Origin of the sequence: Methylobacterium crusticola (assembly GCF_003574465.1) — a bacterium.
Taxonomy (GTDB): domain Bacteria; phylum Pseudomonadota; class Alphaproteobacteria; order Rhizobiales; family Beijerinckiaceae; genus Methylobacterium; species Methylobacterium crusticola.
In genome coordinates, this window is sequence record NZ_QOWC01000201.1 from 1 (window position 1) to 15,259 (window position 15,259).

14 protein-coding genes are annotated in these 15,259 nt (G+C 74.5%); 2 read left to right on the top strand and 12 right to left on the bottom strand.

Features of this window, described 5'->3' with window-relative positions:
• Positions 1-40 precede the first annotated feature (40 nt).
• The 9 genes from DT057_RS29870 to DT057_RS29910 form a co-directional block, all read right to left on the bottom strand.
• Entirely contained in the window at positions 41-1,411 is a 1,371-nt protein-coding gene (locus tag DT057_RS29870) for an FAD-dependent oxidoreductase (RefSeq protein WP_128565697.1), read from the bottom strand.
• A complete protein-coding gene (locus DT057_RS29875) occupies positions 1,408-2,799 on the bottom strand; it encodes an MmgE/PrpD family protein (RefSeq protein ID WP_128565698.1) in 1,392 nt (463 codons plus the stop codon). The genes DT057_RS29870 and DT057_RS29875 overlap by 4 nt, the downstream gene beginning before the upstream one ends.
• A gap of 3 nt (positions 2,800-2,802) precedes the next feature.
• Complete coding sequence (locus tag DT057_RS29880) at positions 2,803-3,486, bottom strand: ABC transporter ATP-binding protein (RefSeq protein WP_128565699.1); 684 nt, start codon at positions 3,484-3,486, stop codon at positions 2,803-2,805.
• Between the two features lie 4 nt (positions 3,487-3,490).
• Positions 3,491-4,291, bottom strand: a complete 801-nt coding sequence (locus DT057_RS29885) for an ABC transporter ATP-binding protein (protein WP_128565700.1) — start codon at positions 4,289-4,291, stop codon at positions 3,491-3,493.
• Positions 4,291-5,172, bottom strand: coding sequence for a branched-chain amino acid ABC transporter permease (locus DT057_RS29890; RefSeq protein WP_128565701.1), 882 nt, complete (start codon positions 5,170-5,172; stop codon positions 4,291-4,293). Before DT057_RS29890 ends, DT057_RS29885 begins: the two co-directional genes overlap by 1 nt.
• Positions 5,173-5,177: 5 nt before the next feature.
• Positions 5,178-6,161, bottom strand: coding sequence for a branched-chain amino acid ABC transporter permease (locus DT057_RS29895; RefSeq protein WP_128565702.1), 984 nt, complete (start codon positions 6,159-6,161; stop codon positions 5,178-5,180).
• Between the two features lie 37 nt (positions 6,162-6,198).
• Entirely contained in the window at positions 6,199-7,359 is a 1,161-nt protein-coding gene (locus DT057_RS29900; RefSeq protein ID WP_128565703.1) for an ABC transporter substrate-binding protein, read from the bottom strand.
• A gap of 87 nt (positions 7,360-7,446) precedes the next feature.
• Entirely contained in the window at positions 7,447-8,130 is a 684-nt protein-coding gene (locus tag DT057_RS29905) for an isochorismatase family protein (RefSeq protein WP_128565704.1), read from the bottom strand.
• 21 nt (positions 8,131-8,151) lie between these two features.
• Positions 8,152-9,018 carry an isocitrate lyase/PEP mutase family protein gene (locus DT057_RS29910; RefSeq protein ID WP_128565705.1) on the bottom strand — a complete coding sequence of 289 codons (867 nt, stop codon included), beginning with the start codon at positions 9,016-9,018 and terminating at the stop codon, positions 8,152-8,154.
• 463 nt (positions 9,019-9,481) lie between these two features.
• On the opposite strand from DT057_RS29910, the gene DT057_RS29915 reads away from it, so the two are divergent.
• Positions 9,482-10,900 (top strand): phosphatase PAP2 family protein, encoded by a 1,419-nt coding sequence (locus DT057_RS29915; RefSeq protein ID WP_128565706.1) that lies wholly within the window; start codon positions 9,482-9,484, stop codon positions 10,898-10,900.
• Positions 10,901-11,003: 103 nt separating this feature from the next.
• Here DT057_RS29915 and DT057_RS29920 read toward each other — a convergent pair whose 3' ends face one another.
• The 3 genes from DT057_RS29920 to DT057_RS29930 all read right to left on the bottom strand — a co-directional run bounded on the left by DT057_RS29920 (position 11,004) and on the right by DT057_RS29930 (position 14,092).
• Positions 11,004-12,356, bottom strand: coding sequence for an MFS transporter (locus tag DT057_RS29920; protein ID WP_128565707.1), 1,353 nt, complete (start codon positions 12,354-12,356; stop codon positions 11,004-11,006).
• A gap of 114 nt (positions 12,357-12,470) precedes the next feature.
• A complete protein-coding gene (locus DT057_RS29925; protein ID WP_128565708.1) occupies positions 12,471-13,220 on the bottom strand; it encodes an SDR family oxidoreductase in 750 nt (249 codons plus the stop codon).
• Positions 13,221-13,225: 5 nt separating this feature from the next.
• Positions 13,226-14,092 carry a 2,4-didehydro-3-deoxy-L-rhamnonate hydrolase gene (locus DT057_RS29930; RefSeq protein ID WP_128565709.1) on the bottom strand — a complete coding sequence of 289 codons (867 nt, stop codon included), beginning with the start codon at positions 14,090-14,092 and terminating at the stop codon, positions 13,226-13,228.
• A 225-nt stretch (positions 14,093-14,317) separates the two neighbouring features.
• Between DT057_RS29930 and DT057_RS29935 the strand changes: the two genes are divergently transcribed.
• Positions 14,318-15,139 carry an IclR family transcriptional regulator gene (locus DT057_RS29935; protein ID WP_128565710.1) on the top strand — a complete coding sequence of 274 codons (822 nt, stop codon included), beginning with the start codon at positions 14,318-14,320 and terminating at the stop codon, positions 15,137-15,139.
• The last annotated feature ends 120 nt before the right edge of the window (positions 15,140-15,259 follow it).

Here is a 15,259-nt window from a genome sequence, read left to right on the forward strand (position 1 = left end):
GCGCGGCGCACGAGGGTGCGGGCGAGGGAGGGGGCGGGCGTCACGGCGCGCGCCCGAGGTCCCGCGCCGCCGCGAGGGCGGCGAGGCGCCCGAGGGCGATCGCCGACAGGAGGCCGTTGCCGGAGGCGTAGCCGAGCGCGCCCGCCCGCCCGCTGATCCCGGCCGCCGCGCCCCCGCCCGCGAACAGGTGCGGCACCGGCGTCCCGTCGGGGCGCAGCACCCGGGCGTCGCCGTCGACCCGCAGGCCCCCTTGGGTGTGGAAGAGCCCCGGCACGACGCGGCCGATGTAGAAGGGCGGCGCGAGCGGCCCGAGGCCGAAGTCGCGCCGGCCGTGGCGGTCCGGCGCGGTCCCGGCGGCGGCGGCGTTGCGGGCCGCGATCTCGTCCGCCAGGGCGGCGGCGTCGAGGCCGACGGCCCGGGCGAGCGCGGCCGGCGTGTCGCCGCGCTTGAGGCCGCCGTAGCTCCAGAGCTCCATGAACTCCTCCTCGGCCGCCGCGACGTCGAAGATCGCCTGGTCGAACACCGCGTAGGCGTCGCCGCCGCGCGCCAGCACGACCCGGGCGTAGCCCGAGTAGCCCAGGCTCTCGTCGCCGAAGCGGCGGGCGTCCTGCCCGACCAGGATCCCGCCCTTCTCGATGGTGGTCCAGGACAGGAGGCTGCCCTGCGGGTAGGCCACGGCGGCGTAGCCCTGGTAGGCCGCCATGTTGGCGAGGGCCGCGCCCAGCCGCTCGCCCCACAGCACCGCCTCGCCGGTCGAGCCGCGGGCCCCGAAATACGGCGCGCCGGCGATCTCCGGGCAGAAGCGCCGCACGAGGTCCGGATTGGCCGCGAACCCGTTGAGGGCGAGGATCGTCCGGCCGGCCCGGATCTCCGCGCCCTCCCCGCCGACGCTGACGCGCGCGCCGCGGACCGCGCCATCCTCCACGATGAGGTCGGTGGCGCCGTTGCCCACCGCCACCGGGATGCCGCGGGCCTCGACGGCGGCCAGGAGGTCGTCCACGAGGTCCTGGCCCCGCCGCGAGACCGGCGCGTGCAGGCGCGGCACCGAGTGGCCGATGTGCCTGTAGGCGGTGACGAGGGCGAGCCGCGCCCCCACCGCGTCGACGAGCCACTCCACGGTCTCGGCCGAGACGCCGGCGAGGCGCTCCACCAGGGCCGGGTCGTCGGTCTCGCGGGCGATGCCCATCAGGTCGCGGACCATGCGGGCCGGGTCGTCGTCGATGCCGGCCGCGCGCTGGAAGCGGCTGCCCGCCGCCGGCACCGAGCCCGTCGACAGGGAGGAGTTGCCGCCCGGCCGCGCCTGCTTCTCGATCACCGCCACGCTCGCCCCGGCGTCGTGCCCGGCCACCGCGGCGGCGAGCCCGCAGGCGCCGGCGCCGATCACCAGGATGTCGAGATCGTCCCCGCTCACCGCTTCCCCCCGCCCGTCATCTCGGCCACGCAGGCCCGCCACGGGGTGTCGTCGCCCCCGCCCCGCACGATCGCCCCGAGCACCGCCGCCATCCGGGGAAAACCCCGGGTCGTGTCGCCGAGCTTGTCCAGCATCGTGGCGGTGTCGAAGGGCTGGTCGGCCCCGCCGCGGGCGCTCTCGCACAGGGCCGTCGCCGAGGTGCCGTCGCGCATCCGCCAGGTCACCCGCGAGGGCCGGTCGCGGGGCGGCGGGCCGATCCCGGGCAGCGCCTCCAGCCTGACCCGGCGGCGCAGGGCCGCGATCGCGGGATCGCGCAGGGCGTCCTCGCCGAAGGCGGGCTGCCCGCCCGTGCCGGTCACGGCGGCGGCCGCGACGGCGTGGGGCATGGAGAACTTCGCCGCCAGCACGGTGGCGGGCTCGACGGTCGTCAGGGTCAGGCCGCGGGGATGGGTCTCGACCACGATCTCGGCGATCGCGTCCGGGGCGCCGTCCCCCTGCCGCCGGCGCAGCTCCAGGCTCGCCTCGATGGCGGCGTGGGCGTACTGGCAGCAGGCGAAGACCTTGTGGTAGCCGCCGGCGATGGCCCATTCGGTGCCGAGCCCCCGCGTCAGCGCCGCCGGCTCGCAGCCGGTGCCGAGGGCGTCGGCGAAGACGTCGTGAAAGGTCTCCGGCAGGCCGGCGATCCCCGCCTCGGCCCAGTCGGCGGCGCGCAGGCCGATCCAGGCGCCCGCGGACGTCCAGGCGTTGCGCACGAGCGCGCCCTCGATGGCGTGGCCGTAGGGACCCGCGAACGCCATGCTGGCCGCGCCCGAGACCGCGTCGAGCAGCAGGCCCGCCTCGAAGCCGCGGGCGAGCGCGACGCCGGCCGCCGCCCCGATGGTGGCGTAGGCGGCGTGGGGGTGGACGCTCATCGTGGCGAACGGGAAGGCGCGGGCGCAGCGCACCGTGATCTCGTAGGCGACGGCGAGGCCGGCGAGCACGCGCGCCACCGTCGCGTCCCCCGCCTCGGCCTCCGCGAGCAGCGCCGGCAGCACGTAGGCGCCGGCGTGGCAGGGGACGCCCCGGTAGCCCTCGTCGAGCTCGCACCAGGCCGCCGCGAGGCCGTTGGCGCTCGCGGCCGAGGCCCGGTCGAGGCGCCCCGCGCCCGGCGCGAACACCGTCGCCTCGGGGGGGCCCGAGGACCGCGCCAGGACGGCGCGCAGGCGCGCCACCGCCGGCTCGCCGGCCGCCGCCGCCATCGCCCCGAGGTCGTCGGCGAGCACGAGGGCGGCCCGCTCGCGCACGGGCCCGGGCAGGCCGGCCCGCGCCGCCCCGGCGCCCCACCCCATCAGGGTGCGGGCGTGCTCCGCGCTCAGCGCCCGGGCGCCTGCGTCGCGTGTTCCCGTCATGGCTCAGAACCACTCCCAGAGGTCGGGCTTGGCCGCGAGGGTCGCGGCGGTGCCCTCGAAGACCGTCCGGCCGGATTTCAGGATCAGGCAGTGCTCGACCACCTTCAGGGTCGCCGGCACGTTCTGCTCCACGATGACGAGGCCGGTCCCGAAGGCGGCGCTGACCGTCGCGAGCTGGCTCATCACGTCGCGGACGATGACGGGGGCGAGGCCCGTCGAGGGCTCGTCGAGGAGCAGCCATTTCGGCCGGGTCATCAGCGCCATGCCGAGGGCCAACATCTGCTGCTCGCCGCCCGACAGGGAGCCGGCGCGCTGGCCGCGGCGCTCCTCGAGGAGCGGGAAGATCCGCAGCACCTCGCCGGCGAAGCCGCCGTCGAACAGCAGGCCCGCCGTGGCGAGGTTCTGGGCCACCGTGAGGGTCGGGAAGACGTTGTGGCCCTGGGGCACGAAGGCGATGCCCCGCCGCACGGTCGCCGCCACGTTGCCGGGCCGGACGGGCTCGCCGTCGAGCACGACCTCGCCCGCGCGGGCCGCGTGCGCCCCCACGAGGCAGCGCAGGAGCGTCGTCTTGCCGGCCCCGTTATGGCCGAAGATGCCGAGCCTGGCCCCCGCCGGCAGCCGGGCGCTGACGCCCTCGAGGGCGTTGAGCGCGCCGTAGCCGGCCGAGAGCGAACGGATCTCCAGCATCGTCTCAGGTCCCGAAGTAGAGTTCGGTCAGGCGCGGGTCGGCGATCAGGGTGCCGACGGGCCCGCGCGCCAGCACCCGGCCGGCGAACATGAACACGCCCTCGTCGCAGAGGTCGCGGATGAAGGCGACGTTGTGCTCGACGACGCAGACCGCGACCCCGCTCGCGGCCACCTCCCGCACCACGGCCTGCATGATCTCGTAGGCCTGCCCCTCGACCCCGGCCATCGGCTCGTCGAGGAGGAGGCAGCGGGCGTCGTTCATGAGCGCGCGGGCGACGCCCACGAGCTTCTGCTGGCCGAACGTGAGGTCGGCGGCCCGGGTCCCGGCGACCCCGGCGAGCCGCGTCCGCTCCAGCACCGCGCGGGCGCGCCGGCGCGTCTCGTCCTCCTGGCGCCGCACCCCGCCCGGGTCGAGGGCGAGCCGCAGCAGCCGCTCGCCCGGGTAGGAGCGCGGGCCCATCATCAGGTTGTCGAGGACCGACAGGGAGGGGAACAGCCGCAGGTTCTGCCAGGTCCGGGCGAGGCCGAGGCCGGCCCGGCGGTGCATCGCCAGCCCGTCGAGGCGCTGGCCGTCGAGGCGGATCGTGCCGGCATCCGGCGGGAACACGCCCGAGATCAGGTTGAACAGCGAGGTCTTGCCGGCGCCGTTCGGCCCGATCAGCCCGACGATGCGGCCGGCCGTCAGGGTGAGGTCGATGCCGTCCGCCACCACGATGCCGCCGAAGCGCTTGTCGAGGCCTTCGATCGCCAGGACGGGGGCCGGGACCGGGACCGGGGCCGTGACGGGGGCCGGGACCGGGGCCATCACGCCTCCTCCCGCCGGGAGGCGCGCCAGGCGTCGCCGGCGGGGATCAGCCCCTGCGGCCGCCAGAACATGAAGACGAGGACGAGCCCGGTGAACAGGAGGCCCTGGAGCGGGCCGAGGAGCGCGGACGGCAGGTCCAGGAAGGTGATCGCCTGGGGCAGCGCCTGGAGCAGCACCGCGCCGAGCACCGGTCCCCAGGTGGTGCGGACCCCGCCCACCACCACCATGGTCAGGAGCGCGGCCGATTGCAGGATCTCGAACTGCTCGGGCGTGACGAACCGGAAGTAGTGGGCGTAGAGCGCGCCCGCCAGGCCCGCGACGCCGGACCCGAAGGCGAACACCGCGACCTTCATGGCGACCGCGTCGCGCCCGAGCCCCGCGAAGGCGAGCTCGTCGTCCCGCATGGCGCTGAGCGCCCGGCCGTAGGGGCCGTGCGCGATGGCCCGGTTCAGCCACACCGTCAGGGCGGCGAAGCCGAGGACGAGGGCCGCGTAGGCCCCGCGCCCGGCCTCGTGGATCAGGAAGGGCGGGATGTTGGTGAGCCCGCCGGCCCCCCCGGTGACCGACACGTTCTTGATCGCCTCGAGCACGCCGAGCTGGAAGCCGATGCTGGCGATGAGCAGGTAGTCGCCCGAGACGCGCAGGGACGGCAGGGCGACCGCCGCCGAGGCGACCGCCGCCGTGAGCGCGCCGCACAGCATGGCGAGGGGCACCGGCACGCCGTGGTCGCGGGCGAGCAGCGCCGAGACGTAGGCCCCGATCGCGTAGAAGACCGGGTGCGCGATGGAGATCAGGCCCGCGTAGCCGATGATCAGGTTGAAGCTCGACGCCAGCGCGACGCTGAGGCCGATCAGGATCGCCAGGGTGAGGAGGTAGTCCATGGTCGTCAGGCCTCTCGCCGGGTGGCCGCCGCCGGCCCTGCCGCCGCGGCCGGCCCGGCCCCGTCGGCCGCCGCGAGGTCGACGCGCGCGAGCCGACGGGCGAGGCCGCGCCGGCGCTCGGGCAGCCTGATGCCGTTCGGCAGGAACACGATCGCCAGGAACAGGAAGACGTAGAGCAGGAAGCCCTGCCACTCGGCCGGGATGAAGAGCACGCTGGCGTTCTGCACGATGCCGAGCGCCACCGCGGTCAGGGCCGCCCCCCAGAGGTTGCCGATGCCGCCGATGATGGTGGCCGCGACGGCAAACAGCATCAGCTCGATCGCGGTCGTCGGCTGCACCTGGGCGCGGGAGCCGTACAGGCACATGCCGACCCCCACGAGCAGGCCCGAGACCACGACGGTCACGAGGTAGACCCGGTCCTTCTCGATGCCGTAGAGCTCGGCGAGGTCCGGGTTGTCGGCCACCGCCGTCATGGAGCGGCCGGCCTTGGCCAGGCGCAGGAAGCCCGCCAGCAGGGCCAGGGAGGCGAGCATCCCGGCGATCGCCGGCAGGTCCCAGGCGCTCACCGCGACGCCCCCCACCAGGGTCACGGGCCAGAACAGCGACGGGAAGATCGTGGTCGGCCAGGTGCCGAAGGCCAGCATCGCCAGGTAGGCGACCATCTCCGAGACGATCAGCGTGAAGATGAAGACGAACATCGGCGTCGCCCGCCGCCGGCGCAGGGAGCGGAAGCCCGCCACCTCGAGGAGCGCGCTCGCCGCCACCGCGGCGGCGAGCGCCAGGAGGCAGCCGAACCAGCCGGGCAGGCCCGCGCCCGAGACCGCCCCGTGGGCGGCGTAGAACGCCACCGTCATCACGCCGGCCTGGGCGAAGTTGAAGATGCGGTTGACCTTGAGCACCAGCGCGAAGGCGACCGCGAAGAGCACGAGGCAGGTCGAGGTCGCGAACGACGTCCACAGGACCTGCGCGATGGTGTCGAAGGTCAGCATCGGTCCCCGCTGCGTCCCGGCCGGCGGCGCGCCCGCCTCACTCGACCACGGCCTTCTGCACCCAGCGCCCGTCCTTCACCTCCATCAGGTAGACGGGCTTGGTGACGGTGTGGTCGTCGTTGATGACGAGCTTGCCGGTGAGCGGCAGGTCGAAGGTGCGGATCGCGATCATCTCCTTGCGGACGTTCTCGCCGGTCAGCGCGAGCTTCTTGCCGGCGAGCGACCGGTAGATCTCGGCCACGAGGTAGGGGGCGTCGTAGAGGTACTGGGTGTAGGGCAGGCCGTTCGGCTCCCGGCCGACCTCCTTCTTCCAGCGCTCGACGTAGGCCGCCACCGCGGGGCTGTCGGTCACGCCGGGCGCGAGCGAGGTGGCGATGACCCCCTCGGCCGCCTTGCCGAGCTGCTCGATGAGCTTCGGGTTGTAGACGGCGGAGTAGGACGTGACCGGCAGCGTCAGGCCGAGCTGGCGCATCTGCGCGATCACCTGGGGCGTGTCGGCGACGAGGCCCTGGATGTGGACGATGTCGGGCTGGGCGGCCCGGACCTTGAGGAGCGGCCCGGTCCAGTCCGAGGCGCGGGGGTCGTAGGCCTCGTAGGCGACCACCTGCCCGCCGGCCTTGGCGAAGACGTCGCGGTAGATCTGGGCCGCGACCGTGCCGGTCTCGTTGTTGATGTAGAGGACGGCCGCCCGCTTCTTCCCCATCTGCCGGGCGGCGTAGTTCGCCACGGCCGTGATGTCGACGGCGGCGAGCGGGAACGTGGTGTAGGTGTAGTCGCCGAGCCGCGCGATGTCGGCGGAGTTGGCCCCCACCGAGAGCTGGACCGTCCGGCTGTCGTTGGCCACCGGGGCGATGGCCTTGACCACCGCCGACCAGGCGCTGACGAAGGCCGGCACCCGGTCGACGGAGATCAGCCGGTTGGCGGCCTGGATGCCGGCCTGCGGGTCGGCGCGGGTGTCCAGCACGATCATCTCGAGCTTGCGCCCGGCGACCCCGCCCGCCTGGTTGATGGCCGCCACCGCCCACTCGGCCGCCTTGACCTGGTCCTGGCCGTAGGTCGCCTGCCCGCCCGACAGGGGCATCGCCATGCCGAAGCGCAGCGCCTCCTCGGCCCGGGCCGCCCGGGGGCCGAGGGCCGCCAGCGCGAGGGATCCCGCCACGAGCGCGCGGCGGCTGACGGTTGACGCACTCTGTCTCATGGTCCCTCTCTTGCGGCGGCTCGGTTCGTCACGTGGGCGCCCCGGCCGCGGGCGCGCGCGGCGCCCTCACGGCAGGGCGCGGCGCCCTCACGGCAGGGCGCGCAGGGCCCCGAGGGCCTCGTCGGTCGCCATCACGTCCGCGTATTTCGAGGCCATGTCGAACAGGTTGACGGCGTGCGAGGTGGCGCTGCGGTCGTAGACGGCGTCGTGGGGTACGAGGACCCGGAAATTGTACGCGAAGGCGTCGACGACGCTGCCGCGCACGCAGCCGCTCGTCGAGCAGCCCGTGACCACGAGGCTGTCGGCCTGGAGGTTGATGAGGTAGCTCGCCAGGGGCGTGCCGAAGAAGGCGCTCGGGTGCTTCTTCGGCAGCAGGATGTCGCCGTCCCGGGGCGCGACCTGCGGCGGGAACTCGTAGCCCTTGGCGGCGACGTTCATGATCGCCGGCACCTTGTCGGAGAGCCGGCCGCGGTCGAAGGCCGCCTTGGGGGCGACGAGGGGGTAGAGGACGGGCCAGCCGCGCTCGCGGAAGAGGGCGAGCAGCCGCCCGATGCGCTCCACCGCCGCCCAGGCGACGTCGCCGCAGGAGGTCGGGTACTCCTCGATCGCCTCCCAGAACGGCATCGGCGCCGTCCCGGTCGTGCGGTACTGCACGTCGATGATCAGGAGCGCGGGCCGGCGCCCGAGCCCGGTGGTGCGGCCGAATCCGGCGGCGTTGTAGGCTCTCTGCTCCTCCTCGGAGATGAGGCCGTCCCAGGGCTTCGCGCTCATCGCTTGGGGCCTCCCGAACCGTCAAGCCGCCCGGTAGCGGGCTTCGAGGGCGTCCCACGCGTCCTTGGAGACCGCCCGCTGGCGCTCCTCGAACGAGGCGAGCCGGTCGGCGACCCCGGCCAGCGACCCGTCCCGCCGCAGGGCGCCGAGCACCTCGTAGGAGGCCTTCAGGGCGGCCTGCAGGGCCGCGTTGGCGTAGAGGACGATCGAGAACCCCATGCCGGCCAGGGCGTCGCGCCCGGGGTCCGGCGTCCGGCCCCCGAACACGATGTTGGCGACCTGCGGCACCGCCAGCGCGCCGGCGATGCGGCCGAGCTCGTCGGTCGAGACCGGCGCCTCCACGAAGGTCGCGTCGGCGCCCGCCTCGATGTAGGCCTGCGCCCGCTCGAGCGCCCGCTCCAGGCCCTCGACCGCGCGGGCGTCGGTGCGGGCGATGATCTGCAGGTCGCCGTCGCGGCGCGCGTCGACGGCCGCCTTGACCTTCTGGACCATCTCGTCGCGCGAGATCACGTCCTTGCCGGTGAAGTGGCCGCACTTCTTGGGAAAGACCTGGTCCTCGATCTGGATCCCGGCGGCGCCGGCCCGCTCCAGCAGCCGCACGGTCCTGACCATGTTGACGGCGTTGCCGAAGCCCGTGTCGGCGTCGACCACGATGGGCAGCGCCACGGCGTCGGCCACGGCCGAGACGGCGGCGGCGACCTCGGTGACGCTGGTGAGCCCGATATCCGGGGCGCCCAGGTGCATGTTCGCGACCCCGGCGCCCGTCACGTAGACGGCCTCGAAGCCGAGATCCTCGATGACGCGGGCGAACAGCGCGTTCGCGGCGCCCGGCACGCTCACCGCCTCGCGGCGGGCGAGGATCGCTTTCAGGCGTTGTGTGGCTCGCATCGCGTGGCGTCGTCCTCGGCTCAAGGCGGGCCCCGGGCACCGGCAAGGCGGGCCTCGGGCACCGGCCCGCCGGGACGCGGCCGCGCCCCGATCTCGCCCGCAGGTTCCCGCACCATCGGCAAACTGTCAACAGTTTGCCGATGGTGCGCCGGGCCGGGCTGCCCTCCGCGCGGGCAGCCCGGCCCGCCCGGGCGGCAGATCCGCGCCGCGAGCCGCCCCCCGGGCGGGCCGGCCGCCCCGGCCAAGCCCTTGCCGGCGCTCGGCGATCGACGGTCGCCGGGCCCGGGGGGCCGGGGCGCAAACTTGATGCACGCCCCGGCGGTCCCCGGCGGGTGGGCACGGCCGCGGCGGCGGCGCGCGGCGCCCGACCCCCGCCGCCGGGGACGCCACGGGGGTTCTGGACAACGGGGCGCCGCCATCGTTTCCTCCCGGCCGGCAGGATCGAGCCGGGAGGCGGTACGCCATGCACAAGGTCATCACGTTCGGGCTCGCGGCCGTCTGCGCCCTCGCCCCGCTCCGGGCCGGGGCGCAGACCGGGCCGAACATCACGGCCCTGCGGGGGCTCGCCCCCGTGAGCGTCCTCGACAGGACGCCTGAGGGCCGGGCCGCCCTGGCGGCGAACCTGACCGTGACCGGGGCCATCCAGTTCGGCTCCGCGCCGCAGCCCATCCTGCTGCCGCTCGCCGAGCAGCAGCTTCTCGCCCTGCGGGACTGCTTCATCACCGACGGCAACGCCGCCGAGCTGGCCGACGGCCTGGGGACGACGCTCGCGGGCGCCTACCAGGGCAAGGCCCGCTACGAGGACTTCAAGACCTTCACGAACGTGTCCCAGTCGGTGGCGGACCTGATCGGCTACACCAACAACATCACGAAGGCCGACTCGAACGCCGGCAAGTATTTCTTCGGCAACGCGACCACCAACGGCAAGACGCCCGTGTCGGCGGAGGCCGCCGCCATCTACGCGGCGAACGGCGGGACGCCGGACGTGTTCGGCAAGGCCTACGAGCGCCCGGCCGGCGGCCAGGGCGCCGACGCCTTCGGCAATTCCCGGCCGTTCCAGACCCTGCCGCGCCTCCTCGCCTACCGGGGCAACGATTATTTCGGCCGGGCGTCCCAGAGCCTGGACTGGCTCGTGGGGCCGAGCCAGAACCTCACGGACAGCCCCTCCTACCCGAGCGGCCACACCACCTACGGCTACACGGAGTCGCTCCTCCTCGCGATCCTGGTGCCGGAGCGCTACCAGCAGATGATCGCGCGGGCCGCCGAGTACGGCAACAACCGCATCATCGTGGGCGCGCACTACGCCATGGACGTGCTCGGCGGGCGGACCGTGGCCCTGCACGCGGTGGCCCACCTGCTCGCCAACCACCCGGCCTACGTGGGGCAGGTCCGCCAGAACCCCGCCGTCATCGGCGAGATGAGCCGGGCCACGGATGGCGCCGTCGCGATCACGGACTACCGGGCGGCGCTCGACGCCGCGCGGGCCGACCTGACGGCGTTCCTCGAGGGGGGCTGCGGCGGCACGGTGGCGGCCTGCGCGGCGGCCGACACGGGCCGGTTCAGGGACCCGGCCGCCAACGCGGCCCTGTACGAGGCGACCCAGACCTACGGCCTGCCCACCGTGCACGCGAAGACCGCCCGGGGCCCCGAGGACGTCGGCGCGCTCGCCCCGGAGGCGGGCCACCTCCTGACGGCGGCCTTCCCGTCGCTGACGCTGGAGGAGGCCAACGCCATCCTGACCGAGACGCAGGGGCCGGGCGGCGGCTTCCTGGACGACGGCTCCGCGTTCGGCGTCTATTCCCGCCTGAACCTCTACGCGGCGGCCGGCCGGGCGGCGGCCCTCGCGGCCCGCAAGCCGACGCAGGCGCGGACCGCGCGCTGAGGCCGGCGCGGGGCCCGGGCCCCGGCCGGCCCGCGGCCCGGTCATCGGGCAGCCGGGCTCCGCGCCGGCCGCCTCGGCCGTGGGGGCCCCGCCCCCGGCGCCCTCACTCGGCGGGCGAGGACCTCGCCGCGCCGATCCCGGACGCCTTCACGGAGACGAAGCCGCAGAGCAGCGCGGCGATGACCGGGCCCGCCGCCAGGGTGAGCAGGGCCGGCGTGAAGCTCTGGGTCGCGTCGCGGATCCAGCCGACGAGGTAGGGCCCCGCGAAGCCGCCGACCTGCGCGAAGCCGTTGATCATCGCGAGGCCTCCCGCCGCCGCGGCGCCGGTGAGGAACTGGGTCGGCAGGGCCCAGAACACCCCGAGGACGGCCCAGACGCCGAACGCGGCCGCGCAGAGCAGGAGCAGGCTGACGAGGGGCGTCGGCGCCAGCGCGCTCGCCGCCAGGAACACCCCGCCGGCGAGGGCCGAGAGGGCGGTGTGCCACTTGCGCTCGCCGGTGCGGTCCGAGCTCCGCGCCACCAGCATCAGCCCGATCGCCGCGAACACGAAGGGGATCGCCGTCACCAGCCCGGTCTGGACGTCGGACAGGCCGCCGATGCTGCGCACGATCTGGGGCAGCCACAGCACCACCCCGTACACCGCGACGGCGTTGAACATGTAGATCAGCGTCAGGAGCCAGACCCGGTGATCGCGAAAGATCGTCCGGAACTCGTGGGAGCCCACGCTCTCGACCTGCCGGTTCTCCTGGTCGATCGTCGCGACGAGCCAGGCGCGCTCCTGCGCGTCGAGCCAGCGGCCGTCCTGCGGCCGGTCGGCGAGGTAGAAGTAGGTCACGACCCCGAGGATGATCGCGGGCGCGCCCTCGAGGATGAACAGCCACTGCCAGGCCGAGAGGCCGAGCCAGTTCGGGTTGCTGCCGAGGATCCAGCCGGACAGCGGCGCCCCGATGACGCTCGACAGGACGGTCGCGGTCATGAAGCCCGCCGTCGCCTTGGCGCGGTCGCGGGCCGGGAACCAGTAGGTCAGGTACAGCAGGATGCCGGGCACGAACCCGGCCTCGGCGAGGCCGAGGAGGAAGCGCATCAGGTAGAAGCTCAGCTCGCCCTGCACGAACGCCATGGCGCAGGACAGGATGCCCCAGCTCACCATGATGCGGGCGATCCAGCGCCGGGGCCCGACCCGGTGCATGATCATGTTGCTCGGGATCTCGAAGGCGATGTAGCCGAGGAAGAAGATCCCGGCGCCGAGCCCGTAGGCCGTGGCCGAGAGGCCGAGGTCCTTGTTCATGTGAAGGGCGGCGAAGCCGACGTTCACCCGGTCGAGGTAATTGATGATGAACAGGACGAAGCAGTAGAGGACGATGCGCGTCCGCAGCCTGGACAGCACCCGCTGGCGGATCGCGTCGTCGCCGGCGGCGCCGGCCCCGCTCGCGCCCGTGATGTTGGCCGCCTTCATGGTTCCTCCTCGGGGTCTCGTGGTCAGCCGGTTCGAGAGCCCGGGCGCGCCGGCCCGCCCGCCGCGGCGGGGTGGCGCGCCGGGACCGGCGCCTCCGGGCTCCGGGCCGGTCGGTCAGTAGGTCGCGCGCCCGCCCGAGACGTCGAACACGGCGCCGGTCGAGAACGAGGCCTCCTCGCTCGCGAGCCAGCAGATCAGCGCCGCGACCTCGTCGATGGCGCCGAAGCGGCCGAGCGGGATCTTGGACAGCATGAAGTCGATGTGGCCTTGCGTCATCTGGTCGAAGATCGCCGTGCGCACCGCCGCCGGCGTGACGCAGTTCACCCGGATCTCGGTCTTCGCCAGCTCCTTGCCGAGGGATTTCGTGAGGCCGATCACCCCGGCCTTCGACGCGCTGTAGGCCGAGGCGTTCGGGTTGCCCTCCTTGCCGGCGATGGAGGCCACGTTGACGATGCGGCCGTAGCCGCCGGCCTCCATCGCCGGCACCGCGGCGCGGTTGCAGTAGAACAGCCCGTTCAGGTTGACGTCGATCACCCGCTGCCAGGCCTCCACCGGGTACTCGCGCACCGTCGTGTTCGGCCCCGTGATGCCGGCGCTGCACACGAGCACGTCGAGCCGCCCGCCGAGGGCCGCGACCCCGGCCTCCATGGCGCGGGCGACCGCGGCCGGGTCGGCGATGTCGAGGGCCTGCGCGTCGGCCGCCCCGGTCTCCCGGCGCGTCCGCGCCAGCGCCTGCGCGTCGAGGTCCCACAGGCCGACCGTCGCGCCCTCGGCGATCAGCCGGGCGGCGACGGCCCGGCCGATGCCGGAGGCCGCGCCCGTGACGATGGCCGTGCGGCCCTGGAAGCGGTCGTCGTACGCCATCGTCCTCAGGCCTCCGTCCCGGTGCGGCGCCAGGCCGTCACGTCCTGGCGCTGCGTGCCGAGCTTGTCGATGCCGAGGGTCATGACGTCGCCGGCCTTCAGGAAGACGGGGTCGGGCTTCACGCCCATGCCGACGCCGGGGGGCGTGCCGGTGGTGACGATGTCGCCGGGCATCAGGGTCATGAAGCGGCTGAGGTAGCTCACGATCGTGGCGCAGCCGAAGATCATGGTCCGGGTGCTGCCGGTCTGCATGCGCCGGCCGTTGAGGTCGAGCCACAGGCCGAGGTCCTGCGGGTCGCCGACCTCGTCGGCGGTCACCAGCCACGGCCCGACCGGACCGAAGGTGTCGCAGCCCTTGCCCTTGTCCCAGGTGCCGCCGCGCTCGATCTGGTACTCGCGCTCGCTGACGTCGTTGACCAGGCAGTAGCCGGCCACGAAGTCGAGCGCCTCCGCCTCCTCGACGTAGGCCGCGCGGCGCCCGATCACGATCCCGAGCTCCACCTCCCAGTCGCTCTTCACCGAGCCGCGCGGCAGCATCACCGGGTCGTTCGGGCCGCTGAGCGAGCTGATCGCCTTCATGAACACGATGGGCTCCTGAGGGACCGGCAGGTTCGACTCGGCCGCGTGGTCGGCGTAGTTCAGGCCGATGGCGATGAACTTGCCCACCCCGGCGAGCGGCACTCCCAGGCGCGGGTTGCCCTCGACGGGGGGCAGCGTGCCCGGGTCGAGCCCGGCCAGGGCGGCCAGTCCCTCCGGCGCCAGGCAATCCGGACCGATGTCCTGGACGTGACCGGAGAGATCGCGGATGCGACCGTCCCGGTCGAGCAGTCCGGGCCGCTCGCGGCCCGCCGGGCCGTACCGCAGGAGCTTCATGTCGGGAACCTTCCTGGTGACGCGTGCGTGGAGCGCGGGAGGAGCCGCGCGGAGGGCGCCGTCCGGGCGCGCGCCAGGGCCCGTGCGGGCGCCGGGCCGCCGCGCCGGCGGTGGCGGTGGTCGGGGAGGTTCGCGAGCATCGGCGTCCTCCGGCCGGGCGGGATGCGTTGGCCCAGAAGATCCCATATAATGGGACTCTGTTCTTCTATTTGGGAACCTAAGCGCATGGAGACGAAGCCGTCAACCGTCCGGCCGGATCGCCGGGCCGCTCCCGCCCCGGCGGCGGCGCGGGCCGGCGCGCCGGGAAGCCAGACGCTCCTGCGCGGCCTCGACATCCTGGAGGCCGTGGCCTCGGGCGCGGCCGACCTCCAGGCCCTGTCGGCCGCCCTCGGCACGACCCGGAGCACCACCCACCGCCTCGCCGCGGCCCTGGTCGAGCGCCGCTACCTGAACTTCGTGCCGCGCGAGGGCTACGGCCTCGGCCCGAAGCTCCTGGAGCTCGGGTTCCGGGCCCACCAGTCCATGACGGTGCCGCGGGTGGCCCGGCCCTTCCTGGCGCGCCTCTCGGAATCGTGCGAGGACACGATCCACCTCGGGGTGCTGGAGGACGGCTGGGCCCTCTACCTCGACAAGATCCCGGGCCGGCGGCGCATCGAGATCAGCTCGCGGGTGGGCGAGCGCCAGCCCGTGTGGTCCACGGGGCTCGGCAAGGCGCTGATCCTGGACCTCGACGAGGCGCGCTGGCGCGGCTTCTACCAGGTCGGCACGGCCCGCGGGGCGCACCGCGACCGCGACCTCGAGACCTGGCTCGCCCGGATGCGGCTCTACGCCCGGCGCGGGGTCGCGTTCGACGAGGAGGAGAACGAGCCCGAGGTCCGGTGCGTGGCGGCGCCGATCCGGGACGCGAGCGGCGCCACCGTCGCGGCGTTCAGCGTCTCGAGCACCGCGCAGTACATGGACGAGGCCCGCATGGAGCGCCTGGTCGGCGACGTGCGGGAGGTCGCCGCCGCGATCAGCCGGGCGCTCGGATGGGCGGGCGCGGGCTGATGCCCCCGCGGGCGCGGGCTGACGCCCCCGCGGGGCGCGGCGCGCCCGCGCCCGCGACGCGCCGGGGAGCGCTCACTCCCCCGCCCGCTCCGGGATCGCCAGCCCCCGCGGCCGGCGCGG

Coding starts and splice junctions, on each gene's coding strand:
- DT057_RS29930 (WP_128565709.1), bottom strand. CDS start 14,092: ATGAAGCTCCTGCGGTACGGCCCGGCGGGCCGCGAGCGGCCCGGACTG.
- DT057_RS29880 (WP_128565699.1), bottom strand. CDS start 3,486: ATGCTGGAGATCCGTTCGCTCTCGGCCGGCTACGGCGCGCTCAACGCC.
- DT057_RS29935 (WP_128565710.1), top strand. CDS start 14,318: ATGGAGACGAAGCCGTCAACCGTCCGGCCGGATCGCCGGGCCGCTCCC.
- DT057_RS29875 (WP_128565698.1), bottom strand. CDS start 2,799: ATGACGGGAACACGCGACGCAGGCGCCCGGGCGCTGAGCGCGGAGCAC.
- DT057_RS29890 (WP_128565701.1), bottom strand. CDS start 5,172: ATGGACTACCTCCTCACCCTGGCGATCCTGATCGGCCTCAGCGTCGCG.
- DT057_RS29905 (WP_128565704.1), bottom strand. CDS start 8,130: ATGAGCGCGAAGCCCTGGGACGGCCTCATCTCCGAGGAGGAGCAGAGA.
- DT057_RS29900 (WP_128565703.1), bottom strand. CDS start 7,359: ATGAGACAGAGTGCGTCAACCGTCAGCCGCCGCGCGCTCGTGGCGGGA.
- DT057_RS29920 (WP_128565707.1), bottom strand. CDS start 12,356: ATGAAGGCGGCCAACATCACGGGCGCGAGCGGGGCCGGCGCCGCCGGC.
- DT057_RS29885 (WP_128565700.1), bottom strand. CDS start 4,291: ATGGCCCCGGTCCCGGCCCCCGTCACGGCCCCGGTCCCGGTCCCGGCC.
- DT057_RS29925 (WP_128565708.1), bottom strand. CDS start 13,220: ATGGCGTACGACGACCGCTTCCAGGGCCGCACGGCCATCGTCACGGGC.
- DT057_RS29895 (WP_128565702.1), bottom strand. CDS start 6,161: ATGCTGACCTTCGACACCATCGCGCAGGTCCTGTGGACGTCGTTCGCG.
- DT057_RS29915 (WP_128565706.1), top strand. CDS start 9,482: ATGCACAAGGTCATCACGTTCGGGCTCGCGGCCGTCTGCGCCCTCGCC.
- DT057_RS29910 (WP_128565705.1), bottom strand. CDS start 9,018: ATGCGAGCCACACAACGCCTGAAAGCGATCCTCGCCCGCCGCGAGGCG.